The organism is Brevibacillus formosus, from assembly GCF_003013405.1.
GTDB lineage: Bacteria > Bacillota > Bacilli > Brevibacillales > Brevibacillaceae > Brevibacillus > Brevibacillus formosus.
Map to the genome: position 1 here is coordinate 1 of NZ_PXZL01000046.1, position 26,944 is coordinate 26,944.

Sequence of the window (26,944 nt, forward strand, 5' to 3'; positions counted from 1 at the left end):
GCATATCAATACGCCAGGTGGAGAAGTAAACGCTGCCGACCAGATTGGGCAGTTGATCCGTCAGGCTCCCATGCATGTGATAGCCTACATTGATAATCAGGCTTTTTCAGCGGGAACTTACATCGCCCTGAATGCAAATGAAATTATTATGACTCCAGGAAGTAGCATGGGGGCAGCCGCACCGATTGACTTGGCGGGGAATGCGGCAGACATTAAGTTCATTTCCGGTTGGAGCAATAAAATGAAGGCGGCAGCCGAGCTGAACAATCGCAATCCTGACGTTGCTCGCGCGATGGTGGAAATCGATACGGAATTCCCGGGATTAAAGCCAAAAGGAACGGTGCTTTCTCTCGATGCCCAACAAGCGAAGCAGTTGGGATATGCGGATGATGTGGTGTCCAATAAGGAAGAACTGCTCAAAAAGCTCGGCATTCAGCCAGATTCCCTTCAGGCGATTGAGCCAACCGGTGGAGAACTGGTAGCTAGATGGGTGACTAGTCCTATTGTGATGAGTCTTTTGCTCATCATTGGATTGGGAGGAATTGTAGTAGAGCTGTTTGCCCCTGGCTTTGGTGTTGCAGGGACGATTTCGCTCTTCGCGTTCAGTCTGTATTTCTTCGGGCATTATGTAGCGGGATTTGCCAACTGGTTGCACATTGGACTGTTTGTCATTGGAATCTTGCTGATGCTTCTGGAGATTTTTCTTCCGGGCGGCATTGTCGGTGCGATTGGATTCATTAGCATTGTGACAGGTCTTGTAATGGCAGCCTATGACACGCAGCAAGGGCTCGCGTCCCTGGGTGTGGCCGCTTTGATCACGGCAATTGTAACGTTCCTGTTAGTGAAGAAATACGGGGTCAAAGGTCTATTTAACAAGTTTGTCTTGGGTGATACGCAAAGCAATGAAGAAGGTTACATAGCTCCACGCGATCAGCGTGAGCTGGAAGGAAAATCAGGCATCACCCTAACACCATTGCGCCCGGCAGGGGTCGTCAAGGTGGAAGGAAAACGTGTGGATGCCGTATCGGTTGGTGGTTACATTGAAGCAGGTACCGCCATCACCGTTGTGCAAGTAGAAGGCACGCGTATCGTCGTTGCCGAACTAGAACTAAAGGAGTGAGCTCTTCATGTTTGAAGGCGGTTTGATTCCCCTTATTTTTATGGTGGCAGTAGCCATCGTTGTCCTTTCAGTTTTCTTCTCGTTCGTACCAGTCATGCTCTGGATTTCTGCACTGGCTTCCGGTGTGAATATCGGGATTATTACCCTCGTCGCTATGCGTTTGCGTCGCGTCGTACCATCTCGTATCGTGAATCCGTTGATTAAAGCGCGTAAAGCGGGCTTGCAGCTGGATACCAACCAATTGGAGAGTCATTATCTCGCAGGCGGTAACGTAGACCGTGTTGTAGATGCGCTCGTAGCAGCGCAACGTGCAGATATTCCACTCGGCTTCGAAAGAGCAGCAGCAATTGATCTGGCGGGTCGTGATGTATTGGAAGCGGTACAAATGAGCGTTAACCCGAAAGTGATTGAAACACCAGTGGTAGCAGCAATGGCAAAGGACGGTATCGAGCTGCGCACTCGTGCAAAAGTAACGGTTCGTGCCAACATCGATCGGTTGGTCGGTGGTGCTGGTGAAGAAACAATTATCGCCCGCGTAGGTGAGGGGATCGTTTCGACAATTGGTTCGTCAAAAGGACATAAGGACGTATTGGAAAATCCGGATCTGATCTCCAAAACGGTATTGAACAAAGGCCTGGATGCCGGAACCGCCTTTGAAATTCTCTCGATTGATATTGCAGACGTGGATGTAGGGAAGAACATCGGGGCACAATTGCAAACCGACCAAGCAGAAGCAGATAAACGTATTGCCCAAGCAAAAGCGGAAGAGCGTCGTGCCATGGCGGTAGCCCAAGAGCAGGAAATGATCGCGCGCGTACAAGAAATGAAGGCAAAAGTAGTAGAAGCCGAAGCGCAAGTACCACTCGCTTTGTCCGAAGCATTGAAAAGCGGCAAAATGGGCGTAATGGATTATTACAACATGCAAAACATTGCTGCTGATACACAAATGCGTCAATCTTTCGGGCATGCAGGTGACAAACAAGATCCTGCTACGCCAGACGAGAAAGAATAAGGGCGATTGCCATGGAAGATCTTATGGATCTCGTCGTAGATTTACTGGATTTAGTCGAGTGGATCATCCCGCTCATTGGCAAGTTCTGGTTTGTCATCCTTGGTTACTTAGGATATAAAGTTCTTGGCAAAACCGGAAAGAAAAAGATGTCTCAAGGCAAGAAAATGCCTCCGCTTACCCCGGCCACAACGTCGGATATCCCTATGGAAACGGCGGAGTACGGCAAAGAGACGGTGCGGGCAACCTCCAAATACGAGCCGCTTCAGCAAGAGTCGATGGAAGGGGTTGGAGTCGAGCAGGAATGGGCATTCTCCAGTCCAGCTCGTGCTTCAACGGGCCCAACCATCACAGTGAAGCAATCGGAATCGATGAAGGTCGCTAATTCAGACCGAGAGAAAACACTCACATCGAAACACGGCAATCCCCGTGATGGCATGAAATGGGCGCTTATTTTTGGAGAGCCGCGCTCAAAAGCTCCGTACGCTAAGCAGGTTCGGCAAAGAAAGATTTTCTAATAGCAGCTAGTCACACAGGTGAACCTTGGTTCGCCTGTTTTTTCTTGATACACAATGTTTTCATGTCGAAATATCTCGAATAACTTGTCTTGTTTCTCATATCCTTGTTGACTATCCTGAATGTAAAGAAAATTCCTCCAAATAGAAGAAGGGATAGAGGTCAAGCGATGAATCAACAAATTTTTGAACAAATGGGGCGGTTTCGTCAAAAAGTGATTCGGCTTGCCATCTTCGAAAACAAATCAGTATATGAAACAGCGATCGCATGCGGTTGTTCAGCTGAGAAAGTAAAACGAGTCATGAAAAAATGGAAGGCGCTTACAAAAGAAAATGAACTGGTTTCTGCTGCAAAAGAAAGCGAATAATCAATGGGTGTTGTGGATTGTATCTCAAAGAATGAGTTCTCAACTGCTTGCAAAATTGCGAGCGACGAGGGCTCTTTTTTTGTGACTGTTTTTGATGAATGCCACTTTATGCTCGCGCATACGCATAGATAAGAATGGTTTTGCACCTGTAAACAGATGAGATCGTCATATTCGCCAATATATAGAACGAGAAGGGGGGCTAATCCATGAAGCGTTGGAGCCGCCGTCTGCGCCAGCTGGCCGGAGGGGTGTTGGATCTGCCGCAAGATGTAGTCCTGGAAGTCCCGCGCATTACGATGATCGGTCATTTGCAAATGTATATAGAGAATCATCGAGGAGTCTTGCATTTCAGCGAAAAAGAGCTTCGCCTGCTGTTGACTAACGGTCAAATGATTGTTTCAGGTGAACAGCTTGTCATCCGCGCGATTTTGCCTGAGGAAGTTCTGTTAGAAGGCAGAATCGGTGGCGTGAAATTTTTGGAGACGGGACCACAGAGCTCGTAATCTTTGTTAGAGGGAGGGCGGCACGTATGCGGTATGGAATCAAGGAGTGGGTGGATGGACATGTAACCATTACCGTTCGGGGAAAACGGTTTGAGCGGATGTTGAATATGGCCGTACGGGATGGAATTCGAATCTGGAATATTCGCAGGGTAGGAGAAGAGGTGACTCGCTGCGATATTTTGATTCGAGATTATTTTCGTTTGCGGCCGCTTTTAAAAGAGACAGGCTGTCGTAGTCACGTCGAGGCAAGAGACGGGCTGCCTTTCTGGCTGCTGCGTATACGCAGACGATCTGGATTGGCAATTGGGGCTGTTCTTTTTTTCATCGGATTGTACATGCTCTCCTCTTTTGTTTGGAGTGTTGAAGTGAGTGGGACGAAAATGGTTGATCCGCGACGAGTGATTCAAGCTGCCGAACAAGTGGGGATTAAAGAAGGGGCATGGAAGGTCAAACTAAAAGAACCGTTGGTTTTGCAAAAAGAGTTGTTGAGTCTGCTGCCGGAAGCGTCCTGGGTTGGAATTGAGATACAAGGAACCAAGGTCATGCTTCAAGTGGTTGAAAAAGAGGCTCCCGTAAAGCCGCTTGCAACAGGTCCCCGTCATCTTGTAGCGAAAAAGAGGGCTGTCGTCCATAAAATTCTCCCAGAAGTTGGTCGCAGTCAGGTTGTGAGCAATCAATTGGTAGAAAAGGGCCAAGTGCTTATTTCCGGGATCATCGGGAATGACGCTCGCCAACAAGCCGTATCAGCGCGAGGCAAGGTGCAAGGGGAAGTGTGGTATATAAGCAACGCATCTGTCCCGCTAAAACAAACGATGCACCGACTGACGGGAGAAAAGCTGCAGCATCAATACCTGCTCGTAGGCCCCTATGCGGTATACGTGTGGCCATTTGAAAAACAGTCCTTTGCACAAGCCGAAATGGCAGAACAACGGTTTTTACCCTCGTATGGGGGATATACCTCACCACTTGGCTGGAAGACAGTAACGTATGCGCAAACAGAACCCGTTCAAACAGAAATGAGCGTGGAGGAAGCAACGGAGCTGGCTAAAAAATTCGCCAGGGAGGATATCTTGAAAAAAGCTGGAAAAGATGCGTTCATTCAGGACGAAAAAGTTTTGCACGTCACAACAGAGAATGGTAAAGTTTACGTAAGCATTCATTTTTCCGTCATTGAAGATATTGCCATTGAACAGCCTCTCGTTGGGCAGTGAGGGGTGGCAAGCAAATGACGCATTGCTGATTACCGTTGCAAGGAGATGGAAGCCTGTTGCACGTACAAGATGAGGTAAGAATCCCGTTTTCAGACGCATCTGAGGCCTTGCTGTTGTTCGGACCACATGACGCGTACCTAACACTGATCGAGCAAAGAAGTTCCGCCAAAATCATGACCCGAGAAGGCGAACTGGTTATTAGCGGGGATAAGCCGGAAGTGGACAAACTGACAGAGCTGATTGAAACTCTGCTACAGTTGATTCGCAGAGGGATTGCCCTGTCCGAACGAGACATCTCTTATGCGATGTCGTTGATTGAACGGGGAGAAGGTGCCCAACTGCTCGATGTGTATGATGAAGAAGTCGCTCGTACCCAACGTGGCAAAGTAATCAGGGCAAAGACTTTGGGGCAGCGTCACTACTTGTCTGCGATCAAGAAGCATGACATTGTGTTTGGAATTGGACCAGCTGGTACCGGAAAAACGTATTTGGCTGTTGTCACAGCAGTAACTGCGTTGAAAAATGGGCGTGTCAAACGGATCGTTCTTACCAGACCGGCCGTAGAAGCGGGGGAGAGCCTAGGATTTTTGCCTGGAGATTTGCAGGAAAAAGTAGACCCTTACCTGCGTCCGCTCTATGATGCCTTGTACGACATGCTGGGCAATGAACAAGTCGCCAAAATGATGGAACGCGGACTCATCGAGGTTGCACCTTTGGCGTACATGCGTGGTCGTACGCTCGAAGATTCCTTCGTCATTTTGGATGAAGCCCAGAACACGACTCCCGAGCAAATGAAAATGTTTTTGACCAGGCTTGGCTTTGGTTCCAAAATGGTCATTACGGGTGATGTGACCCAGGTGGATTTGCCAAAAGGCAAGAAATCGGGATTGCGCGAAGCACAGCGCATCTTAAGTCCCATTTCAGATGTAGCCTTTATTCATTTCCAAGAGGGAGACGTCGTTCGTCACAGTCTGGTACAAAAAATCATCGCTGCTTATGCCAAGGAAGAAGTAGAACACGGCTATTAATAAATGGCGTCACAAAAAGGAGATCGTTTACCTGTGTTATCTGTAGAAATCCTTCATGAAGAAATCGAACCGATCGATGAGAATTTGCAAAACCTGCTCGTCCGTTGTCTGGAAGCAGCGGCAAAGCTGGAAGACGTACAAGGAGAAGTAGTTGTCACGCTGGTGAACAACGAGCGTATCCACGAGCTGAATCGCGATTATCGTGGCGTTGATCGGCCTACGGATGTTCTATCCTTTGCGATGAACGAACCGGGTGAAGGAGAAATGGAAATCTTCATTGATGAGGATGAGGCCGGCGAGTTTCCGAATATGCTTGGAGATATCATTATCTCGGTGCCAAAAGCACATGAGCAGGCCGAAGACTATGGCCATTCATTCGAACGCGAACTCGGATTTCTCACCGTTCATGGTTTTCTTCACCTTCTGGGTTATGATCATGGGACGCCAGAAGAAGAGAAGGAAATGTTTTCACGTCAAGAAAAGGTGCTGGAACAAATCGGCTTGACGAGGTAGGAGATTACGTTGAAGGAATGGCGACGATTGACTCGCAGCTTCGCCTACGCTCTGCAAGGAATTTCCTATACTGTACGGACACAGCGAAACATGCAAATCCACGTAGCCGCAGCCATTTTGGTTCTGGCTGCAGCGTGGTGGCTGCAGATACCCCGCAGCGATGTTTTGCTGGTCCTTTTTTCTATCGGTCTGGTCTTTTCTCTGGAGCTGGTAAATACTTCAATCGAAGCAGTCGTTGATTTAGCTTCCCCGGAATGGCACGCCAAGGCGAAGATTGCCAAAGATGTGGGAGCAGGAGCTGTGCTTGTGGCGGCGATCTTGTCTTTTATCATCGGAGTCCTCGTATTTGGACAGCCACTGTTGCAAAAAGTATGGGGATAGTTTTTACTAGTGGTACCGGACGGGTCATTCCAGTTGACCTTTCAGTCTGGTTTCTTCGTGTCTCTTTGGACACATTCTGTTGAGAAATGATGTTAAAGAACAATCATATGAGGAATGATGAGAATGGATAAACAAGCATTATTAGCACAAGCAATCGAAGCCAGAAAGCTCGCTTATGTACCGTACTCCAAGTTTCAGGTAGGAGCAGCTCTTTTAGCTGAGAGTGGCAAGGTTTATCTGGGAGGCAATATTGAAAATGCAGCATACTCCCTGTGCAACTGCGCAGAGCGTACGGCTCTTTTTAAAGCGTATTCGGAAGGTGATCGGACTTATAAGGCATTAGCTGTCGCTGCCGATACACCGCAAGCTGTATCACCGTGCGGGGCTTGCCGACAAGTCATCGCGGAGCTGTGCCCGCCGGACATGCCTGTATTTTTGACGAATCTCAAAGGCGACATTTGGGAAACGACAGTATCTGCCCTGCTTCCAGGCGCATTCACCAAGGAGGATTTACGTGGATAATCGCAAGACCAAGCAATCGTTTAAATCGGGCTTTGTCTCCATTGTGGGACGCCCAAATGTTGGAAAATCAACTCTGTTGAATCATATTGTGGGACATAAAATCGCCATCATGTCCAATAAGCCGCAGACCACACGTAACAAAATTACGGCTGTGCATACGACAGAAGAGGGACAAATTATTTTCTTGGATACGCCGGGGATTCACAAGCCTCAATCCAAACTCGGAAACTACATGGTTTCGGTTGCCGAAAATACGTTGAACGAAGTAGACCTCGTTTTGTTTGTTGTCGATGCAACAGAAAAACGCGGAGCCGGGGACGACTACATCATCGAGCGGTTGAAGCAGGTCAAAACGCCAGTATTTTTGGTCATCAACAAAATTGACAAGGTGCATCCGGAAGCGCTGCTGCCTATTATTGACGATTACCGCAAATTGTATGATTTCAAGCAAATTGTTCCAATCTCTGCACTGGAAGGTAACAATACAGGATCATTGCAGCAGGCTATTTTGGGTGAAATGGAAGAAGGCCCGATGTATTACCCTGCCGACCAGGTGACAGACCATCCGGAGCGCTTTGTAGCAGCCGAGTTGATTCGGGAAAAAGTTCTGCATTTGACAAGGGAAGAAGTACCTCACTCCATTGCTGTCGTTATTGAAGAAATGAAGCGAGGAGAAAATGGCAAGACACTTTACATTTACGCTGCCATTTACGTAGAGCGGGATTCCCAGCGCGGTATTTTGATCGGGCAAAAAGGTCAGATGCTCAAAGAAATTGGTCAACGCGCGCGCAAGGATATCGAGCGTTTGATGGGGGACCAAGTATTTTTGGAGCTCTGGATCAAAGTGAAAAAGGATTGGCGCAACCAAGAGCGGATGCTGCGTAACTTCGGTTTCTATGACGAGCAATAATATTCCCAACGCGATGTGTTAATTTTTCCAAGGCATAGAATAACGGGCAAAGGTGATTCTAAGAAGGAAGTGGATAGACCCGATATAGGAAAGGATGATGCTCCATGCTTCGTGACTTTTCTTGGAGAGTTTTCGCTTCAACCGGTGACATCCATGCTTACCTTCTCTACCGTGATCACCATCAAACGGATGTTTCCAGCGAGGAAACCTCGTTTGATCTCGCCCAGGAAGAATTGGGTGACACGCAGGCATGCTTGTAAAGTGGGAAGGGATTGTCATTCGCAGCGTGGACTATGGTGAGTCCAGTAAAGTGATGACATTGTTTACCCGGGAGAACGGCAAATTAGGCGTGATGGCCCGTGGTGCCAAGAAGACCAAGAGCCGTCTTGCCGCCGTCTCCCAGTTGTTTTCGCATAGTTATTATCTATGCAAGGCAGGACCCGGTACGGGGATGCCTGATCTCTCTCAGGGAGACATGTTGGACTCGTTCCGGGATATGCGGCAAAGCCTGACTGCTACGGCTTATGCCGCATACATATCAGAACTTTTGGATCGACTGACACAGGAAAGGGAGCCGAATCCCTACTTGTTTCAGCTACTCCTTCATACTTTCCGCTATTTGGATGAAGGACGAGATGCTGAGATCCTGTGTCGGATTTTTGAGACCAAGATGTTAATTGTAGCGGGGATTTCCCCGCAGCTCACGGCGTGTGTAAACTGTGGCGAACAGCGCGAGCCCTATGCGATCAGTGTGGGACAGGGCGGCCTGTTGTGCCCAGTTTGCCTGCCTTCCGATCCGTATGCTATGGCAGTTACCCCCTCGACCTGGAAGCTGTTACGGCTGTTCCAGGTATTTGATTTGGAGCGGCTCGGTGACATTGAAGTAAAACCGGCTACACGCAATCAGCTCAAGCATGTTCTGCGAAGCTTCATGGACGAGTATCTGGATCTCAGGCTGAAAAGTCGAGCATTTCTGGAACAATTGGAGCGTATGGAAAGAATGACGCAATCAGATCAGGACTAATTGACATACGAATTTGTTTTCGTTATGATAAGAACCAAACTTGTATACTGAATGTTGCCATGAAGGAAAAGAGTAGTCGGCCACTGGCTGTGAATAGCGAATCGGGGATAGTGGGAGCCCGGTCACCAAGCTGATGAAGGGCGTTCTGGAGCAATTTAATTGTAAGGTGGGCGAAGAAGTCATTCGCCAAGTAGGGTGGAACCGCGAGAATCCTCTCGTCCCTACACTGTCGCATCAGGCAGTGTAGAGGCGGGAGGTTTTTTTTAGTTTCGACTTAAAGCCAAGTTCTACTAAGTTTAGAGGAGGAAAAAGCATGAAAATGACATTTCAAGACATCATTTTGACGCTGCAAAACTTTTGGGCAAAGCAAAACTGTCTCATTGTCCAGCCGTATGACGTTGAAAAAGGGGCAGGTACACTAAACCCAATGACCTTCCTTCGTTCCATTGGACCTGAGCCTTGGAATGTGGCATATGTGGAGCCTTCCCGTCGCCCGGCAGACGGACGTTATGGGGAAAACCCGAACCGTCTGTATCAACATCATCAGTTCCAAGTAATCATGAAGCCATCTCCGGACAACATTCAGGAGCTGTACCTGGAGAGCTTGCGCGAACTCGGAATCGAGCCACTGGAGCATGATATCCGATTTGTAGAGGACAACTGGGAGCACCCTGGTCTCGGCGCATGGGGTTTAGGCTGGGAAGTTTGGTTGGACGGTATGGAGATCACACAGTTCACGTACTTCCAGCAAGTGGGCGGTCTGGAATGTAAACCAGTGGCAGTCGAGCTGACTTACGGACTGGAGCGTTTGGCTTCCTATATTCAAGAAAAAGAAAATGTGTTCGATCTGGAATGGTGCAACGGGTATACGTACGGAGATGTGTTCCTGCAACCAGAATACGAGCATTCCAAATACACATTCGAGCTGTCTGATGTGGATATGCTGTTCTCTCTCTACAATACGTATGAGGCGGAGGCAAAGAGACTGATGGCGGAGCGACTGGTTTACCCAGCTTATGACTACGTGCTGAAATGCTCCCACACCTTTAACTTGCTGGATGCTCGTGGAGCCATCAGTGTGACGGAGCGCACAGGCTACATCGCTCGTGTACGCAATCTGTCTCGTGAAGTAGCACAAACCTACTATAAAGAGCGTGAGCGCCTCGGTTTCCCGCTTTTGCAAAAAGGCAATGCAGACGCTGCGGATCAAGTGAATCAGGTGAAGGGAGAGGATACAAATGAGTAAGCGCGATCTACTCGTAGAGGTTGGTTTAGAAGAAATGCCTGCTCGTTTTGTCGCACAGGCAGCGGCACAATTCAAGGAAAAAGTAGAAAAGTGGCTGACTGCTGAACGCGTGCCGTTTGATCAAATTACGGCATTGGAGACACCTCGTCGCTTTGCCCTGTTGATCAATGGACTTGCTGAAAAGCAGCCTGACCGCAATGATGAAGCGAAAGGTCCAGCACGCAAAATCGCACAAGATGAAGCGGGGAACTGGTCCAAGGCAGCACTCGGGTTTGCACGAAGCAACAATGTTGAGCCTGACCAATTGTATTATAAAGAAGTAAACGGTATCGAGTATGTTCATGCTCGCAAATCTGAAGCGGGAAAACCAACTACCGAGCTTTTGCCGCAACTGGCTGAAGTGATCACTGGTATGAGCTTCCCGAAAAACATGCGCTGGGGCGCACGCGATTTGAAATACGTTCGTCCGATTCGTTGGCTGGTTGCTTTGTTCGGCGATGAATTGATCGATCTGGAGATTGCAGGCGTAAAAAGCGGACGCGTTTCTCGTGGACACCGCTTCTTGGGAACGGAGGTTACGTTGAATCACCCAAGCGAATACGTGAGCAAGCTGGCTGAGCAGTATGTCATGGTGAATGCCGACGAGCGCAGAGCAGCAATTGTGGAACAAATTCATCGCTTGGAGAAGGAAAATGGCTGGACAATTCCAATGGACGAAGGGCTTCTGGATGAGGTAGTCCATCTTGTGGAATATCCTACCGCTCTTTACGGTACGTTTGAGCAAGAATTCCTGTCCATTCCACGTGAGGTTTTGGTTACCTCCATGCGTGAGCACCAGCGTTATTTCCCTGTTGAAAACGCACAGGGTCAATTGCTGAATCATTTTGTGACAGTGCGTAATGGAGACAGCCGCGCTCTGGAAAACGTAGCGAAAGGGAATGAAAAAGTTCTTCGCGCACGTCTGTCTGATGCTCGTTTCTTCTACGTGGAGGACCAAAAGCTGTCCATTGAGAGCTGCCTGAGACGTTTGGAGACAATCGTTTACCATGAAGAGCTGGGAACAATCGGTGATAAAGTTCGCCGCGTACGCAAAACAGCTGCGCAAATTGCAAGCAAGCTGGGTGTGAGCGCTGAAGAGACGAAACAAGTAGACCGCATTGCTGAAATCGCAAAATTTGACCTTGTTACCAACATGGTGGGTGAATTCCCTGAACTGCAAGGGATTATGGGAGAAGATTACGCGCGCAAAGCGGGTGAGTCCGACCTCGTCGCAAGTGGCGTATTCGAGCATTACCTCCCGCGTTTTGCAGGGGACAAAATGCCTACCTCCGCCCAAGGCGCTATCGTCAGTCTGGCTGACAAGATGGACACAATCGTAGGCTGCTTCTCGATCGGGATTGTGCCTACTGGCTCACAGGACCCGTATGGTCTGCGCCGTATGGCGGCGGGGATCGTTTCGATTTTGGTGGAGCGCGACTGGCAAATTTCTCTGTCCGATCTGTGGAATGCCGCAATGGAAGGCTATGTAGCGCAAGGCGTAAACAAGAGAGCGGCAGAAGACGTGAAAAAAGACCTCGTAGATTTCTTCGCACTCCGTCTGAAAAATGTCTTGCAGGATCATGGTGTTCGCTACGATGTCATCGACGCCGTTCTTGCTGCCGACCTGACACTGGTTCCAGAGGTGCTTGCAAAAGCAAAAGCATTGATGGGAGCGGTACAAACGGAAGAATTCAAGCTGATTGTAGAGCAGTTTAACCGGGTGAACAATCTGGCACAAAAAGCGGAAGCAGACCAAGTCAGCGAAGCTTTGTTCGCAGAAGATGTGGAGCGTGCCTTGTATCAGGCATTCCAGGCTGTTCAGAAGGATGTAGAGGGTCTGAAGGATCAAGAGAAGGTGCTCGCAACCTTGTCAACCTTGCGCCAGCCGATCAACGCATTCTTTGATAATGTAATGGTAATGGCCGAAGATCAGGCTGTTCGTGCGAATCGTCTGGGACTTCTCTTGCAGCTTTCTCGTTTGCTTTATCGCTACGCAGATTTTTCCAAAGTGGTATTTGCGTAAACAAAATAAAACCGGTGCCTTCGTCTGAAAATCAGGCGGGGGCACCTTTTTTCCGCGTGAAAGAAGGAATATCCCGTCGAATAGAGTAATACTAGGAAGAGGTAAAGACAGAACCGGGGTGATTGGTCATCGAGCTTACCAAACGACAAGAGCACATCTTACAGATAGTGAAGGATGACGGTCCAATAACAGGAGAGCATATTGCGGAGCGACTGAATTTGACACGCGCGACGCTGCGCCCTGATTTATCCATCCTCACAATGTCAGGATATCTAGAAGCCAGACCTCGGGTCGGGTATTTTTATGCCGGCAGACCCGCAAGCTCAGTCATAAGTGAACGGCTTCACAAGCTTCTCGTCAATGACTACAAGGCTGTACCGATCGTAGTTTCCGAATCCGCCTCGGCTTACGACGCCATCGTTACTCTCTTTTTGGAGGATGTTGGTACGTTATTCGTCGTCAATCAAAAAGGATACTTGGCTGGCGTGATCTCACGAAAAGACCTCCTGCGGGCTTCTTTAGGGAACAAGACGCTGGAGGATGTGCCGGTCAGCATTATCATGTCTAGGATGCCGAATATCATTACATGTGCACCTGATGAGACCTTGTACGCAGCCGCCAAAAAGCTGATTGATTTTCAGATTGACTCTCTGCCTGTCGTAAGGCCTGGCGAAGAAGATCCGAAGCAAATGGAGCTGTTGGGGCGCGTCACCAAGACGACGATCGCGAAAGCATTTGTAGAATTGGGTAGCGAACCGAAAGTGTAGGAGGAGAAGCGATGCAAGGTAATCAGCGAGGACAGCTCATCTATGTAGTCTCAGACTCCATCGGCGAAACGGCCGAACTTGTCGTTCGCGCAGGAGCTAGTCAGTTTGATCGATTTTTGTTTGATGTACAAAAGTATCCGTATATTGAAGACAAGGAATCGATTGACGAAATCATTGCTTCGGCAAAAGAATCGCGGGCAATGATCGTATTCACTCTGGTCATTCCGGAGCTGAATGCGTATATTACAAAACAAGCTGCTCTTCACGGAATTCCGGCTCTTGATGTTATGGGGCCTTTAATGAATACATTGCAGGGCATGTTGAAAGAGCCGCCAACAGGAAAACCGGGCTTGGTACGCCGACTGGATGAAGAGTATTTCCGCAAAGTAGACGCCATCGAGTTTGCCGTCAAATACGACGATGGACGGGACCCGCGCGGCCTGTTGCGAGCAGATGTGGTTTTGATTGGCGTTTCGCGTACTTCCAAAACGCCTCTTTCCATGTATTTGGCTAATAAACGACTTAAGGTTGCCAATGTTCCGCTTGTCCCGGAGGTAGAGCCACCGGAAGAATTGTTCCAACTGCCAGTAGAGCGGTGTATCGGCCTTACTATCAATCCGGAGCAACTGAACGGCATTCGGACAGAGCGTTTGAAGGCACTGGGATTGACTGCACAAGCAAATTACGCCAATCTCGAACGGATTGCCGAAGAATTGGCCTATTCCAAGCGCATTATTGAGCGCCTCGGATGTACCGTTATCGATGTATCCAACAAGGCAGTGGAAGAAACGGCAAACATCATTTTGGAGATGATTCGAAAAAACAATCTCCGCAATGAAAGGAAATAGGCCCAAAGAAGGATTTTGACGTTTTTTGTAGAAAATCAATTAGCCGAGGTACTTATCATCCGTGAGTTTCTCAGCGTTTATTGCCCTTAGAAATGTGGAAAAGTAGAAAAGAAGAAAAGAAGTTTGATGTAAAGAAGGAAATTGACGAATTTTGACGAACTAAATATTCTCACGTGCGATTCTCCTTATAAAGGTGGAAAGACATGACTGGTCCCACTTCAGATGAATTTGTAAATCAAGTGCGTGCCGCTGTCGACATCGTAGACGTTGTAGGAGAGTACGTTCAACTGAGAAAAAGCGGTCGTGCCTTTCTCGGTCTATGTCCGTTTCACTCTGAAAAGAGCCCTTCCTTCAACGTAAATGCAGAGCGACAGTTTTTTCATTGCTTTGGCTGTGGAGCGGGTGGGGATATCTTTTCCTTTTTAATGAAACTGGAGCAATTGACTTTTCCAGAGGCACTGCACAAATTGGCGGAGCGTGCCGGGATAGCTGTGCCCCAGCCGCAGCAAGTAGAGGATTCACCTGAAAAACGAATGAAGCATGCGATGCAGGAAGCGCATACGTTCGTTTCACGCCTCTACCACTACGTGCTTACGAAAACCCCTTATGGCCAAGAAGCGATGAAGTATCTCGCAAAGCGTGGAATGTCTGAGGCGACAATAGCCGAATACCAAATCGGATTCGCCCCGGATTCCTGGGATTTCGTGACGCAGCAGTTGACAAAGCGGGGATTTTCACAGGAATTGATGGTGGAAGCAGGGCTTTTGGCCAGGAGCGATGCAGGAAAAATCTTTGATCGCTTTCGAGGTCGTATCATGTTTCCGATCCAAGATTCCCAAGGTAACGTCATCGGATTTGGCGGGCGCTTACTGCAGGGATCGAAGCCCAATTCCAACCAAAAGTCTCAACCCAAGTATCTGAATAGCCCGGAAAGCCTTTTGTTCAACAAAAGCGCTACGCTGTTTAATCTTCATCGTGCGCGCCCCATTATTAGAAAGAGAAAAGAGGCGCTGCTGTTTGAAGGATATGTCGATGTCATATCGGCATGGCAGGCGGGTTTTATGCAAGGTATTGCCACTTTGGGAACAGCCTTGACGGAGCAGCAGGCCAGAATTCTTCGTCGCAATACGGAGTCAGTCGTACTCTGTTATGACGGAGATGCTGCAGGACAAGAAGCAACGAGCAAAGCGATTCACGTTTTGCAGCAAGCCGGTTTGATCGTTCGAGTTGCTCCACTTCCTCAAGGAGTGGACCCGGATGATTACATCCGCCAGCATGGGGCTGAAGCATTTTCCCAGCAGGTATTGTTACAGGCGATGCCAATTACGGCTTTCCGTCTGAAACATTTGCGCAGTCAGTTCGTAATAAAAGATGAGACGGACAAAGCTCGCTTCATCGCGAAGGCGGTCGAGATCATCAACGAGCTCAGCAGCCCGGTGGAACGGGACATGTACCAACGGCAATTGGCTGAAGAATACTCCCTTACTCTCGGTGATCTCAAATGGGAGTCCAAACGCGCCTACAATCAGCAAAAAAGTGAGCGCCAAAGGGATAAAGTGACGCCAGCATGGAATAATAGTATAAATAATGGCAAAGTTACGCTCGCGAAAACATTGCCACCCGCTTATCACACGGCTGAGCGCATGCTGCTTTACTACATGATGCGGAACGAAGAAATAGCCGCCCGCGTCCAACAGGAATGCAGCGCCCACTTTCAGGTGGATGAACACGATGCGCTGGCTGCCTACCTGTACGCCTACTATGCAGAGGGAAACCCGGAAGACCCTGGAAAGTTTATACATTATGTGCAAGACGATTTGTTAAAGCAATTAGCCTCGGGATTGGCCATGATGGAGTGCAACAACGACGTATCTGAGTTAGAGATCGGTGACTACATCAAACAAGTGAATAACTACCCGAAGCGTGCCGAGTTGGAACGATTGCGCGATGAGCAGCGGAGCTTACACCTCCAAGCGGCCGCAGCGGACAGCGAGGATGCGCGCAAACAACTTGAACTTCAAGCAGCCGTTACAGGGATGAAGATTCTTGAATTGGAAAATGCTTTAAAAGAAGGGTAGCTTCAGATCATTCCCGGGGAAGGAGGGAAAGTAGATGAACAAGCAAAATATCACTTCCGACATGGAAGCAATGTCCATCGAACAAGTGAAGGAACAGTTGGTCGAATTAGGCAAGAAACGCGGCGTTTTGTCGTATAAAGAAATTACGGATCGCCTGGCAGGTTTTGAGCAGGATTCTGATCAAATGGATGAGTTTTTTGAATATCTTGGTGATCAAGGCATTGAGATTAACAACAATGAGAATGAAGATGACGACGATGAAGTCGATCAAATGATCATCAAGGACGAGGACAACGAAGAATTTGATTTCGACGATCTCTCCGTTCCGCCTGGAATTAAGATCAATGACCCTGTACGAATGTATCTGAAGGAAATTGGTCGAGTTCCTCTGCTCTCCGCAGAAGAGGAGATTAAACTGGCACAGAGAATTGAACAAGGTGATGAGGAAGCCAAAAGACGTCTGGCTGAGGCGAACTTGCGATTGGTTGTATCGATTGCGAAGCGCTATGTAGGTCGTGGCATGCTATTCCTCGACTTGATTCAAGAAGGGAACATGGGTCTGATTAAAGCGGTGGAAAAGTTTGACTATCGCAAAGGCTACAAGTTCAGTACGTATGCGACCTGGTGGATTCGCCAAGCAATTACCCGTGCCATTGCAGACCAGGCTAGAACGATCCGAATTCCGGTTCATATGGTGGAAACGATCAATAAATTAATCCGCGTTTCCCGTCAGCTTCTGCAAGAGCTAGGTCGTGAACCTATGCCAGAAGAAATCGCTGAAAAAATGGATCTCACTCCGGAAAAAGTTCGGGAAATCATGAAGATTGCTCAAGAACCAGTATCCCTGGAGACTCCAATTGGGGAAGAAGACGACTCCCACTTAGGTGATTTCATTGAGGATCAGGATGCATTGGAGCCATCTGATGCAGCTGCCTATGAACTTTTGAAAGAACAGTTGGAAGACGTTTTGGATACATTGACAGACCGTGAAGAAAATGTACTGCGTCTGCGTTTTGGATTAGATGACGGCCGTACACGGACGTTAGAAGAAGTAGGGAAAGTGTTTGGCGTAACCCGTGAACGGATTCGTCAGATCGAAGCAAAAGCGCTTCGCAAATTACGTCATCCGAGTAGAAGTAAACGCTTAAAAGATTTCCTGGAATAACCGATATAAGTAGTATGTGGCCTACGTTAGCCGACGTAGGCTTTTCTTATTCGTGAAGGTAAACACTTTTTGTCGTAGTTAGGAGGGGCCGCGTTGGACGACCAGCGCAAGCGCACGATCATCGCCGAAATTGAAAACTGGCGGCGCAACCATTTACTGCCTGAACATTACTGCATCTTCTTGTTAAATCTGTATACAGAAGGGGATCGGCCAAATACACCGGCGTCCGTGGGCGGGAATGAGCGAATGGGAACGGCACCGGGTATGCTGTCAGGAAAAGTCAATTCAACATCATCTGTCACAAATTCATATGCACCTAGAACTGTCTCTCCAGTGACGGGGAAAATGGTAATGGCATGGCTCCTCGGTGCCTTTGTCATTGCTGGTTTGATCTTACTTGCTTTTCATTTTAACCGTTTTCAAACCCCAATGCAAATTACCATCTTTGCCTGTTTCGCTCTTGTTTTCTATATTCTGGGACTTATTTATCGAAGATCGGCCCCGCCATTGACGCATTTATTCCTGGCTTTGTCTTTCGTGATCTTGATCGCGGGGGGCGTCTATTGTATCCAAAAATTGGATGGAAGCATGCCGTTTATCCTGTTCTATTTAGGCTTCGTTTGCATGTTACTGTGCATCAGCGCAATTGTTTTCGGCTATGCTTATTTGCTCTATGCAGGGTTACTGGGTTTGGCCATCTTGTACGGAATTACAACCGTTCATCGGGTAGAGATGGACTATACATGGTGGAAATCGGAGTTGTACTGGGTACCGCTTGCGTGCTTGCTCACAGGTATGGGCTTCTTGATGAATAAGGCCAATGTGAAATGGGCCGGGGTATTTGCTGTATGTGGACTTGCCTTTTTCTTTGGTGCAGAGATACAGGCTCTGTATATTCCAGCAGCGAAGCGGGATATGATTCAATTGCTGCTGTTCATTAAGGTATTCATCGCGTCAACTTTGTTCTTCTTCACACGTGGATATTGGTATGCGTGGTTGCGGCTGTAAGACTCGTTTTCCTCTCGCTGCTTATCTGCTACAATTTCAGAAGAGCGCAAACGGGGTGAATAGATGAACAACAAGTGGAAAGTATTAATCGGTATTTTGCTGGCGGCTTTTTTTCTGAGTGGAGAAACAGTAGCTAAATTTATGGGTGTACATACATACAGCATCGGTTTCATAGCAGCATCTGTATCTTTTTTGGGAGCGATTTTATTAGGAGCACGCCGATCATAGGCGTGTGTTTTTTTTTTGAAAAATTACCACATGAATCCAAAATCGTGGTGTATAATGGTAAGAGTATTCTGAACAAACGCTCAGTCAAAATTGTGTGTTTCTTGCTAGTTCTTTACTAAAGCGTTTTCAAGGGGGCAGCGATTATGAACTTCGATTTGACTTCAGAACAACAAATGTTGAAAAAAATGATACGCGAATTTGCTGATGAGGTAGTGGCACCAGGAGCAGATGAGCGCGATCAAACTAAACAATTCCCTGTCGAAATATTCAAGCAGATGAGCGAACTGAACTTGATGGGTCTTCCATTCTCTGAGAAATACGGGGGTGCCGGAGCTGATTCCACGAGTTTTGCGATCGTTGTAGAAGAGCTTAGTCGTGCATGCGGCTCTACAGGAATCACGTATTCGGCGCATATCTCGTTAGGTGGCGCTCCACTGGCTTTGTTTGGGACGGAAGAGCAAAAGCTGAACTATTTAAGCAAAATCTGTTCCGGCGAAAGCCTTGGCGCGTTTGGCTTGACGGAACCGAATGCAGGGTCTGACGCAGGTGGAACGAGGACGAATGCGGTCTTGGCTGACGGGGAGTGGACGATTAACGGCTCTAAATGCTTCATTACCAATGCCTCCTATGCTTCGTTTCTCGCCTTGACAGCTGTGACTGACAAAGATCAGGGCTCACGTGGTATTACTGCTTTTATCGTTCCGACAGATGCCCCGGGTTTTCAGGTGCTGGCGAACTATGAAAAGCTCGGCTTGCACAGCTCTAATACGACTGAGCTCGTTCTTGAAAATGTTCGGGTGCCAGAGGGAAACGTCCTTGGAAAGCGGGGCGAAGGCTTCAAGCAGTTCCTTATTACACTTGATGGTGGGCGAATTGGGATCGGAGCGATGGCTGTAGGGATTGCACAGGCTGCCTATGACAAGGCGCTGCAATACTCCAAGCAGCGTACGGCTTTTGGTAATTCCTTGAGTCATTTTCAAGCGATCCAGCACAAGCTGGCGGATATGGCAATGCAAATAGAGCTGGCAAGAACGATGGTGTATAAAGCAGCGTGGCTGAAGGATCATGGTCGCAAATTTACGAAAGAAGCGGCAATGGCAAAATTGTATGCTTCGGAGATTGCCATGTCTGCTACTCATCAGGCTATTCAGATTCACGGTGGCTATGGTTATATGCGGGAGTATCAGGTAGAACGATTTTTCCGCGATGCCCGGCTGTTAGAGATCGGCGAAGGTACATCAGAGATTTTGCGTAATGTCATCGCAAGAGAAATCGGTTGCTAGCCTTTCCGTGTTTGAAAATGAAAGAGCATGACTGCCAGCATAAACTGACAGCCATCGCTCTTTTTTGTTTTTTACTTTTTATTGATCGCCAGGTTGTACAGTTGGGAATCCAAATCCACTAGCAATATCATCTCCTAAAGCAGCGTTTGAGCCACCTTTGATGTCATTACCTTTCGCGCGTTTTTGCAATTCTACGCGAACATTTTGGTAGCTCCAAGATGGATTGGAAGCCCAGATTTTTGCAGCCAAACCTGAAATATGTGGAGTTGCCATGGAGGTTCCGCTGATGGAGTTATAGCCTCCGTTATTCCATGTAGACTGAATAGCGCGTCCTGGTGCTGATACTTCCACATCGCGCTCTTGAATCATGTAGTCTCCCGCTTGCCCGCTCTTGCCACGAGAAGAGAAGTCAGCCACACGGTAGGTTCCGTTTTGTTGAACATTCTCTAACGCTGCTACGGCGACTGTATTCACTAATGCTCCAGGGTAGCCAATGCTATTCACTGTCGGTCCAGAGTTACCAGCCGCAGCGACGACTAATACACCTTTTTGGTTTGCATAAGTGATGGCACTTTCCATAAGGGTGCTCTTACCGCTAGAGCCAAGGGACATAGAGACGATCGTTTTTACGCCTAATTGAGCGGACTGGTCAGCAGCGTAACGAATGGCGTAGGCAATATCATCCTCATAGCCGGAGCCTGAGTCATCCAATACTTTATATGCCCATAGCTTTGCATCCGGTGCTACACCATAAATACCTGCACCACCGCCGCCGTTAGCGAGAACAGTTCCGGCGACGTGTGTTCCATGACCGTGCGCATCATTGCAAGCACCGGTAACAACAGGAGAAGAAGCTTGCGTGAAATCGTTGCACTGCTCTGCGTTAGCGGTTAGGTCCGGGTGCTGCGTATACACGCCAGTATCCAGGACTGCAACACGAACATCTGCACCGCCAGTCGTAGAGGAGAGGGATTGGTTCTTATAGATTGCTTTAATTCCCCACGGAACGACTGCCGCAGGAGAGAACTCTGGCTCGCTTGCCTGATCTTCTTCTATATACTCAGCGATCTTTAATTTTTGCAATACTGTAACTTTTACATTGGGATCGCTTTTCAGTTGGTCAAGTTGATCACTATTTACATCGAGGGTAAAACCATCTTCACCAAAATCATGGCGTACTTCCAAAGGTCCAGCAAAATAACCGGTTCTCACATCTGAATCTGACTGAATTAATACCCGTTCAGTTTCAAATTCATTGAATGAATCGTTACTTGCTGCCCCCACACCTGTGAAGACACTCATCACTAGTGCCGATGAGAGTAATCCCATTCCCCACCACTTGCCGGTTCTTTTTTTCATACTGTTCTCCTCCTTGAAAGATATTTAGTTTATGTAGTTCGTGATGTTCATGGCGTTAATATACATATATGTAAAAAATTTGTAAATATTTATTTATTAAAATAAAGTTCACAATTTAATAAAAATTAAGTTAAATTACATAAAATACAAAAAAACAACGTCATACTTAAAAAAATTGCTTGTTATTCCGAACATTACATCCAGCGTACGACCACCTGAAGCTTCCTGACTACCACACAAGGTCCCTCTTACTTGCCATATCTCTGCTGAATGCAACAGCGAGGATTTTGTCGTTCTTTGCTGAGCATCTGTTAGGGATTTAGCATTTCGCAATTGCTGCCAAATAGGGTAGAATAGAGGCAACGGAAGGTGAGTATACAGATGACATCAGTATCAATATCCAAGCGGCTACAAACGATTGCCCGCTATTGTCCAGAAGGAGCCCGCGTCGCCGACATCGGGTCGGATCATGCGTTGTTGGCTTCTTATTTGCTTGTAAAAGGAATTGCTTCTTTCGTGATCGCAGGCGAATTGAATGAAGGGCCTTTTCAAGCGGCACAAAAACAAATACATACTTTGCAGGTAAAAGACCGCGCTTCGGTGCGTAAAGGAAACGGGCTCGCGGTAGTACAGCTTGGCGAAGCAGATGTGATTTGCATTGCTGGGATGGGCGGACAGCTGATCGTTTCCATTTTGGAAGCAGGAAAAGACAAACTGGAGGGCGTGCAACGCCTGATTCTGCAACCAAACGTAGGGGAAGAAGCGGTTCGCCTGTGGATGATAGAGAATGGTTGGCAGTTAATTGCGGAGTCCATTTTGCAGGAAGACGGCGTAATTTATGAGATTCTCGTCGCAGAACGAGGCAATCCTACCTTGCCTTATGAGGGCAAAGACCGTACACAGCAAGAGCTCCTTCGCATTGGTCCATTTCTTTGGGAGGAAAAATCAGAGGTTTTACAAGAGAAGTGGCTGCATGAGCAAGAAAAATGGCAAAAGGTCATCGTTCAGTTAAAGCGTTCGGACAAGCCGGAAGCAGCAGAACGAATTAAAGAAATCGAAGCAGAAGTAAAATGGATCGATGAGGTGATCGCATGCTTGCGCACGGACAAACAGTAATCCAATATGTAGAACGTCTGGCGCCAAAATCATTGGCGATGGAAGGCGACAAGATTGGCCTTCATGTAGGCACCTTGCAAAAAAAGGTGAAAAAAGTAATGGTCGCACTAGACGTGCTGGAATCTGTTGTGGATGAAGCAATTGCAGAGGGTGTAGACCTGATTGTGGCTCACCATGCCGTCATTTATCGACCACTTAAACACCTCCGGACGGATCTCGCCGCAGGACGTGTGTTTGAAAAGCTGATCAAGCACGACATTGCGGTATACACAGCCCATACCAATTTGGATGTTGCGTATGGGGGAATGAACGATTGGCTCGCAGAAGCGGTTGGACTCACTGATGTAGATGTGTTGGATGTTCTTTCACGTGAGGCTTGGAAGAAGCTCGTCGTATTCGTACCTGCTACCCATAGGGAAGCAGTGTTTTCCGCACTTGCTGAAGCCGGTGCAGGGCATGTAGGTAACTATAGCCACTGTTCTTTTCAGACAGAAGGCACTGGAACCTTTTTACCAGGGGTAGGAACGAATCCCTATATCGGTTCGACAGGACAACTGGAAAAAGCAGAGGAAGTTCGCATCGAAATGATTGTTCCTGCGTCCAAGCAATCGGCTGCGGTCAAAGCAATGCTTGCTGCCCATCCCTACGAAGAAGTCGCCTATGACATCATTCCTTTAGAGCAGTCTGGAACGGTATACGGAATTGGGCGTATTGGTAATCTGCCTGCACCACTGACGCTCCGTGAGTTTGCTTTGCTCGTCAAGGAACGTTTTTCCCTCCATGGTCTACGCGTAGTTGGTGACTTGGATGCGACAGTGAAAAAAGTAGCGGTAGTAGGTGGTGACGGTAGCTCCTTTGTTTCCAAAGCCATTTTTAAAGGCGCGGATGTTTATTTAACAGGAGACATTGGGTATCACACCGCACACGATGCGCAAGCAGAAGGCTTGTCGATCGTAGATGCTGGTCACAATATCGAAAAAATCATGAAGGAAAAGCTGGCAACCTTTTTGCTCGAACAATTGAAGACAAATGGTTACGAAACAGAGGTTATTCCTTCGCGCGTGCACACAGATCCGTTCCAGTTTGTTTAAGACGTAGCAGGACTAACCTTTTGTTTCCTGCCAGATGAAGTGTAGGAGGATTTTATGTGCAAAAACTAATCCGGACGATTTCTTGTGGATTACTGACATTAAGCTTACTCACCCCCGGCGTCGCATCAGCGGCTGGGGGCTTATTGCCATACAATGACATCAGCAAGCACTGGGCGAGAAAAGCAATCATTCAAGGTGTGCAGCTCGGTTTGTTTGAGGCTGGTCCCAATGTTCCGAAGTTTTACCCAAATCGTGACATGACGCGTGCGGAATTTCTTGTCATGGTTGATCGTCTTTATTACGGTGGGCAGTATCAGATCTATCCGCTTACTTTCTTATCCGAGCATTCGGAGTGGGCACGGGCAGAAGGTTTTCAGGAACCGTATCTGCCGTATAAAGATGTTGATCGTTTGACGTGGATGTACAAACCAACGCTTCGCATTTCCACGATCTTGGATAGATTGTACGGCCCAAATGCGATTCAATATATTTTTCCTGGTGAGATGATGAAGCCGAATCAGCCGATCACCAACGAAGAAGCTGCCAAGATATTGCAAATGTTCACCATGTCCCCAGATAGTAAAAATGCTTGGGAAGAAGTGCATTCCTGGGGATGGCTAGATGGAGAAAAAACGGATCGGGTGAAGAGGGGAGATGCTGCAGTCGCAGCTAATCGCATGGTGAATTATTTCCTTCAGGATGGAATCATGCCTCTGTTGGATTACGACGGGAAAAAGTTCCCGATGGTCCCGGATATCGATGAGGTATTGCCGTTATTCGCAACCTATGTAGATCCTAAAACAACAGAAGAACAGATTTATGTAGATGCGGCTGCCGCTATTCGCAGTAGAAATGATAGTGACGAGACATTTGAACAGTTACGCAAGCTGGCGGATTCCTCTTTCCCGAATCAAGTCGGTGTTCACTATTTATTGAGCTGGAATCCTGAAACACCGATTGAAACCAATTTGGATGAAGCTTTTCTTGCTATCGACGCTTATTTAGAAGACAGAATCATTCTTCCGGACACACTCCGGGTATTGAGTGCCAATGTATATGATATTGCCCTGCAGCTTGGTAGCAAGGATCAAAGTCAATACAAAAAAGTGCTCGACCGACTGAGTGCTTATGATCAAAAAGTGAAGCGGAATTCCAAAGAGTGGGAATCGCTCGCCATCTATATGGGGGCACTGGAAATTAGGAGTGGTCAGGTAGACCTGGCGTTGGCACGTTACCAGCAATTTGCCGACAGGAGCCCAGAGGCCTTGTTGAATACTTCCTATTACTATTTGCAGGAAGGACGCATGCAGGAAGCAGAAGAAATTCTCGCTACGATGAAGCCGAAAGCGTCAGACAGCAGAATGAATCAGCTGCACAAAATGTTGCGTCAAGAGTTTGAATCTTTAAAAGATCAGCCAGCTATTATTTCTGATTTGGGATACTCTTTACGCCAGCTGGACAATGCCGACACCTACCAAATAAAGGGGGAAGCGGTGTTGAGTGGATTGACATTCTCATACACGCAGGATGTTAACAAGGAAAAACAAATAAGCAGAATAACCGGCTTTTATCAATCTCCGCAAAAACTAATATCAGACAAGCTGCTCGCCTATACAGATGGGAAAATAAACACGCAATACTCGTACGATACGGACCGGCAGACATGGGGCAAGAGTAGAACGGACAAAGTTGACTTTTTGCACGAGTGGATTGGTGCTGTCAAGGTAGCCGATCGTGCCAAGGAGCTCCATGCTCGCTACTACAAGCAATCGTACGGGAAGTACGATGTCATTACGGAGTGGATTCCTGGCTCCATGCTGGTAGAGAAATCCAAGGGGGCTTCGCTCGGACAAGGAAAAGTGAAAGACGTTCCCCTGTTCATGAACAAGTATTATATTGATCGAGTTAGTGACCAAATTGTCAAGCATACGTGGCGTTACGAAGAAATTTATGAGAATGACGAATACGTAGCCTATTCGGGTACCGACCATTACGACTTTACAAGCAATGCTGCATTCTCGATACCTGATGATGTTCGAAAAGAGGTGGCGCCATGAAGCGAATAAGTCAATGGGCAGTAGCAACTGTCCTGCTACTCACAACTGTTCTTCCTATACAAGCTGCAGAGTTTCCTTACGAAGAAACAGAAGAAGTGTTCCAGCACGTCATGGAGAGCCACTTGAGCAAACCAGCAGCCAAGCAATTGGTAAAAGGGGCTCTAGAGGTGGTCAGTGAGCAGGCCAAACAGAAAAAACAGCTTCAGTTCGAAGTTTTAGAAGAAGATGACACCTGGGACGAGTTGGAATTGAGGCTTGCAGAATGGCAAAAGAAAGGCGGGTTTGATGCGCCAACGATGAACACCTGGGCGATTGATGGAATGCTCTCCACGCTCAATGACCCGCACAGTGTATTTTTTACCCAAGATGAATTGCGTCTGTTCCAATCTGACGTTGAGAATCAATTTGTTGGATTTGGCTTTCGTCTGCGGCGACAAAATGATCATATTATCATCCGTGAAATCGTTCCGAATTCTCCAGCAGCAGCATCTGCTTTGCAACGAGGCGATCAATTGATCAAAGTCAATGAGACCTCGCTGGCCGGAAAGACTTTTGAGGAAGCGTACGCTTATTTGAGGGGCAACGAAGGCACTGAAGCCGTTCTTACTGTGTATCGTCCATCTGACAAACGGGAGCACCAGGTAAAGCTGAAGCGTGCCTCCATGACCTTGCCGGAAGCGGAAGGACAGATGTTTACAAAAGGCGCGGTTGGCTATATCAGTCTTGAAACTTTCGGATCAGAAGGAGCCATCCAGGTAAGGGATAAGCTAGCCGAACTTTCCCGTGTGCAAAAACCGTTGTCTGGATTGGTGTTAGATCTGCGGGATAATGGCGGGGGATACTTGTCCACAGCGCGGGATATCGCGAGCCTCTTTATGGAAGAAGGCTTGCTCATGTATACCACGAATCGCAATGGGGTAGAGGTAGAGACGTGGGTACGAAATGGGCAGGATATCGGCATTCCAGTGCGAATTTTGGTAAACGGCGGGACAGCTTCGGCATCTGAGCTGTTGTCAGGTGCGCTGCGTGATCATGGTATCGCCAAACTTGTGGGTACCAAGACATTTGGAAAAGGGAGTGCCCAACAGGTTATTCCGTTGTCGGACGGTGACGCACTCAAGCTTACACTGAATGAATATTTTACGCCTAAGCATACCGTGGTGAATCACGTAGGGCTTCAGCCGGATATGGTTGTAGAGGATTATGGAGCACAAGTAGTAGAAGCACTCCATTCATTAAACGTCAATACGTGGGAACTGAGTGACGCAGAAGGCGACACGGTCATCAATGGAATCCCATTCCCTACAGTGGATCCTCTCTTTAAACAAACGGCTCAAGGGCTGCAAATCCGAGCTGCTGTACTTTCGCATTTGGTGGGTGATCCGTCCGTTGGCGAAAAAGATTATGTGGCACTTGCTCCGTATTTGAAGAAGTATCCTGCACTGAAACTGCAAACAAAAAATGGTGTCAACGTCCTCACATTTACTTCGTGAGAATGGTCCCTGTCGCTTTATGAAATGCACCCCTTAAAG

The 26,944-nt window shown here is 47.8% G+C and carries 27 protein-coding genes; 26 read left to right on the forward strand and 1 reads right to left on the reverse strand.

The window, feature by feature from the left end:
• From C7R91_RS28550 to C7R91_RS28650, 22 genes are all read left to right on the forward strand, one after another.
• On the forward strand, positions 1–1,120 hold a 1,120-nt coding region (locus C7R91_RS28550; protein ID WP_106786247.1), incomplete at its 5' end, for an NfeD family protein.
• Between the two features lie 7 nt (positions 1,121–1,127).
• Positions 1,128–2,132, forward strand: coding sequence for a flotillin-like protein FloA (gene floA / locus C7R91_RS28555; RefSeq protein ID WP_047072525.1), 1,005 nt, complete (start codon positions 1,128–1,130; stop codon positions 2,130–2,132).
• An 11-nt stretch (positions 2,133–2,143) separates the two neighbouring features.
• The gene (locus tag C7R91_RS28560) at positions 2,144–2,647 is read left to right on the forward strand and encodes a hypothetical protein (protein WP_047072523.1); all 504 of its coding nucleotides are present in this window, start codon (positions 2,144–2,146) and stop codon (positions 2,645–2,647) included.
• Between the two features lie 167 nt (positions 2,648–2,814).
• Positions 2,815–3,012: a hypothetical protein gene (locus C7R91_RS28565; protein WP_047072521.1), complete on the forward strand. Its 198-nt coding sequence runs from the start codon at positions 2,815–2,817 to the stop codon at positions 3,010–3,012.
• A gap of 206 nt (positions 3,013–3,218) precedes the next feature.
• Entirely contained in the window at positions 3,219–3,515 is a 297-nt protein-coding gene (yqfC, locus tag C7R91_RS28570; protein ID WP_007727617.1) for a sporulation protein YqfC, read from the forward strand.
• Positions 3,516–3,541: 26 nt separating this feature from the next.
• On the forward strand, positions 3,542–4,726 hold the full coding sequence (gene yqfD, locus C7R91_RS28575) for a sporulation protein YqfD (protein WP_047072519.1): 1,185 nt from the start codon (positions 3,542–3,544) through the stop codon (positions 4,724–4,726).
• A gap of 56 nt (positions 4,727–4,782) precedes the next feature.
• Positions 4,783–5,754, forward strand: coding sequence for a PhoH family protein (locus tag C7R91_RS28580; protein ID WP_047072517.1), 972 nt, complete (start codon positions 4,783–4,785; stop codon positions 5,752–5,754).
• A 3-nt stretch (positions 5,755–5,757) separates the two neighbouring features.
• A complete protein-coding gene (ybeY, locus tag C7R91_RS28585) occupies positions 5,758–6,267 on the forward strand; it encodes an rRNA maturation RNase YbeY (RefSeq protein ID WP_206767976.1) in 510 nt (169 codons plus the stop codon).
• A 9-nt stretch (positions 6,268–6,276) separates the two neighbouring features.
• Complete coding sequence (locus C7R91_RS28590) at positions 6,277–6,648, forward strand: diacylglycerol kinase family protein (protein WP_047072513.1); 372 nt, start codon at positions 6,277–6,279, stop codon at positions 6,646–6,648.
• Between the two features lie 123 nt (positions 6,649–6,771).
• Entirely contained in the window at positions 6,772–7,170 is a 399-nt protein-coding gene (locus C7R91_RS28595; protein ID WP_047072510.1) for a cytidine deaminase, read from the forward strand.
• Positions 7,163–8,080, forward strand: a complete 918-nt coding sequence (gene era / locus C7R91_RS28600; protein ID WP_047072508.1) for a GTPase Era — start codon at positions 7,163–7,165, stop codon at positions 8,078–8,080. The genes C7R91_RS28595 and era overlap by 8 nt, the downstream gene beginning before the upstream one ends.
• A 104-nt stretch (positions 8,081–8,184) precedes the next feature.
• Complete coding sequence (locus tag C7R91_RS28605; RefSeq protein ID WP_012685773.1) at positions 8,185–8,340, forward strand: YqzL family protein; 156 nt, start codon at positions 8,185–8,187, stop codon at positions 8,338–8,340.
• Positions 8,331–9,104, forward strand: a complete 774-nt coding sequence (gene recO, locus C7R91_RS28610; RefSeq protein ID WP_047072506.1) for a DNA repair protein RecO — start codon at positions 8,331–8,333, stop codon at positions 9,102–9,104. Before C7R91_RS28605 ends, recO begins: the two co-directional genes overlap by 10 nt.
• A 319-nt stretch (positions 9,105–9,423) precedes the next feature.
• Entirely contained in the window at positions 9,424–10,350 is a 927-nt protein-coding gene (glyQ, locus tag C7R91_RS28615; RefSeq protein WP_012685775.1) for a glycine--tRNA ligase subunit alpha, read from the forward strand.
• Positions 10,343–12,412, forward strand: coding sequence for a glycine--tRNA ligase subunit beta (gene glyS, locus C7R91_RS28620; protein ID WP_047072504.1), 2,070 nt, complete (start codon positions 10,343–10,345; stop codon positions 12,410–12,412). The genes glyQ and glyS overlap by 8 nt, the downstream gene beginning before the upstream one ends.
• Before the next feature lie 122 nt (positions 12,413–12,534).
• Complete coding sequence (ccpN, locus tag C7R91_RS28625) at positions 12,535–13,179, forward strand: transcriptional regulator CcpN (protein ID WP_007727587.1); 645 nt, start codon at positions 12,535–12,537, stop codon at positions 13,177–13,179.
• An 11-nt stretch (positions 13,180–13,190) separates the two neighbouring features.
• Complete coding sequence (locus C7R91_RS28630; protein WP_047072501.1) at positions 13,191–14,027, forward strand: pyruvate, water dikinase regulatory protein; 837 nt, start codon at positions 13,191–13,193, stop codon at positions 14,025–14,027.
• Between the two features lie 203 nt (positions 14,028–14,230).
• Positions 14,231–16,105: a DNA primase gene (gene dnaG / locus C7R91_RS28635; RefSeq protein ID WP_047072499.1), complete on the forward strand. Its 1,875-nt coding sequence runs from the start codon at positions 14,231–14,233 to the stop codon at positions 16,103–16,105.
• 34 nt (positions 16,106–16,139) lie between these two features.
• Positions 16,140–17,270, forward strand: a complete 1,131-nt coding sequence (gene rpoD / locus C7R91_RS28640; RefSeq protein WP_047072497.1) for an RNA polymerase sigma factor RpoD — start codon at positions 16,140–16,142, stop codon at positions 17,268–17,270.
• Positions 17,271–17,363: 93 nt separating this feature from the next.
• Entirely contained in the window at positions 17,364–18,278 is a 915-nt protein-coding gene (locus C7R91_RS28645; RefSeq protein WP_047072495.1) for a hypothetical protein, read from the forward strand.
• A 63-nt stretch (positions 18,279–18,341) separates the two neighbouring features.
• Positions 18,342–18,506 carry a hypothetical protein gene (locus tag C7R91_RS29560; protein ID WP_162837763.1) on the forward strand — a complete coding sequence of 55 codons (165 nt, stop codon included), beginning with the start codon at positions 18,342–18,344 and terminating at the stop codon, positions 18,504–18,506.
• Positions 18,507–18,649: 143 nt separating this feature from the next.
• Positions 18,650–19,789: an acyl-CoA dehydrogenase gene (locus tag C7R91_RS28650; protein ID WP_047072493.1), complete on the forward strand. Its 1,140-nt coding sequence runs from the start codon at positions 18,650–18,652 to the stop codon at positions 19,787–19,789.
• Positions 19,790–19,867: 78 nt separating this feature from the next.
• Here C7R91_RS28650 and C7R91_RS28655 read toward each other — a convergent pair whose 3' ends face one another.
• The gene (locus tag C7R91_RS28655; protein WP_047072491.1) at positions 19,868–21,148 is read right to left on the reverse strand and encodes a S8 family peptidase; all 1,281 of its coding nucleotides are present in this window, start codon (positions 21,146–21,148) and stop codon (positions 19,868–19,870) included.
• Positions 21,149–21,529: 381 nt separating this feature from the next.
• On the opposite strand from C7R91_RS28655, the gene C7R91_RS28660 reads away from it, so the two are divergent.
• Genes C7R91_RS28660 through C7R91_RS28675 form a run of 4 tightly spaced genes read left to right on the forward strand, consistent with a single transcriptional unit; the run spans position 21,530 to position 26,905 of the window.
• Complete coding sequence (locus C7R91_RS28660) at positions 21,530–22,264, forward strand: tRNA (adenine(22)-N(1))-methyltransferase (RefSeq protein ID WP_047072489.1); 735 nt, start codon at positions 21,530–21,532, stop codon at positions 22,262–22,264.
• Entirely contained in the window at positions 22,240–23,355 is a 1,116-nt protein-coding gene (locus tag C7R91_RS28665) for a Nif3-like dinuclear metal center hexameric protein (RefSeq protein ID WP_047072486.1), read from the forward strand. The genes C7R91_RS28660 and C7R91_RS28665 overlap by 25 nt, the downstream gene beginning before the upstream one ends.
• 56 nt (positions 23,356–23,411) lie before the next feature.
• Entirely contained in the window at positions 23,412–25,412 is a 2,001-nt protein-coding gene (locus tag C7R91_RS28670) for an S-layer homology domain-containing protein (RefSeq protein ID WP_047072484.1), read from the forward strand.
• A complete protein-coding gene (locus tag C7R91_RS28675) occupies positions 25,409–26,905 on the forward strand; it encodes a S41 family peptidase (protein ID WP_047072482.1) in 1,497 nt (498 codons plus the stop codon). The genes C7R91_RS28670 and C7R91_RS28675 overlap by 4 nt, the downstream gene beginning before the upstream one ends.
• Positions 26,906–26,944: the final 39 nt, after the last annotated feature.

Coding starts and splice junctions, on each gene's coding strand:
- floA (WP_047072525.1), top strand. CDS start 1,128: ATGTTTGAAGGCGGTTTGATTCCCCTTATTTTTATGGTGGCAGTAGCC.
- C7R91_RS28560 (WP_047072523.1), top strand. CDS start 2,144: ATGGAAGATCTTATGGATCTCGTCGTAGATTTACTGGATTTAGTCGAG.
- C7R91_RS28565 (WP_047072521.1), top strand. CDS start 2,815: ATGAATCAACAAATTTTTGAACAAATGGGGCGGTTTCGTCAAAAAGTG.
- yqfC (WP_007727617.1), top strand. CDS start 3,219: ATGAAGCGTTGGAGCCGCCGTCTGCGCCAGCTGGCCGGAGGGGTGTTG.
- yqfD (WP_047072519.1), top strand. CDS start 3,542: ATGCGGTATGGAATCAAGGAGTGGGTGGATGGACATGTAACCATTACC.
- ybeY (WP_206767976.1), top strand. CDS start 5,758: ATGGCGTCACAAAAAGGAGATCGTTTACCTGTGTTATCTGTAGAAATC.
- C7R91_RS28595 (WP_047072510.1), top strand. CDS start 6,772: ATGGATAAACAAGCATTATTAGCACAAGCAATCGAAGCCAGAAAGCTC.
- C7R91_RS28605 (WP_012685773.1), top strand. CDS start 8,185: ATGCTTCGTGACTTTTCTTGGAGAGTTTTCGCTTCAACCGGTGACATC.
- recO (WP_047072506.1), top strand. CDS start 8,331: ATGCTTGTAAAGTGGGAAGGGATTGTCATTCGCAGCGTGGACTATGGT.
- glyQ (WP_012685775.1), top strand. CDS start 9,424: ATGACATTTCAAGACATCATTTTGACGCTGCAAAACTTTTGGGCAAAG.
- glyS (WP_047072504.1), top strand. CDS start 10,343: ATGAGTAAGCGCGATCTACTCGTAGAGGTTGGTTTAGAAGAAATGCCT.
- C7R91_RS28630 (WP_047072501.1), top strand. CDS start 13,191: ATGCAAGGTAATCAGCGAGGACAGCTCATCTATGTAGTCTCAGACTCC.
- dnaG (WP_047072499.1), top strand. CDS start 14,231: ATGACTGGTCCCACTTCAGATGAATTTGTAAATCAAGTGCGTGCCGCT.
- rpoD (WP_047072497.1), top strand. CDS start 16,140: ATGAACAAGCAAAATATCACTTCCGACATGGAAGCAATGTCCATCGAA.
- C7R91_RS29560 (WP_162837763.1), top strand. CDS start 18,342: ATGAACAACAAGTGGAAAGTATTAATCGGTATTTTGCTGGCGGCTTTT.
- C7R91_RS28650 (WP_047072493.1), top strand. CDS start 18,650: ATGAACTTCGATTTGACTTCAGAACAACAAATGTTGAAAAAAATGATA.
- C7R91_RS28655 (WP_047072491.1), bottom strand. CDS start 21,148: ATGAAAAAAAGAACCGGCAAGTGGTGGGGAATGGGATTACTCTCATCG.
- C7R91_RS28660 (WP_047072489.1), top strand. CDS start 21,530: ATGACATCAGTATCAATATCCAAGCGGCTACAAACGATTGCCCGCTAT.
- C7R91_RS28665 (WP_047072486.1), top strand. CDS start 22,240: ATGCTTGCGCACGGACAAACAGTAATCCAATATGTAGAACGTCTGGCG.
- C7R91_RS28675 (WP_047072482.1), top strand. CDS start 25,409: ATGAAGCGAATAAGTCAATGGGCAGTAGCAACTGTCCTGCTACTCACA.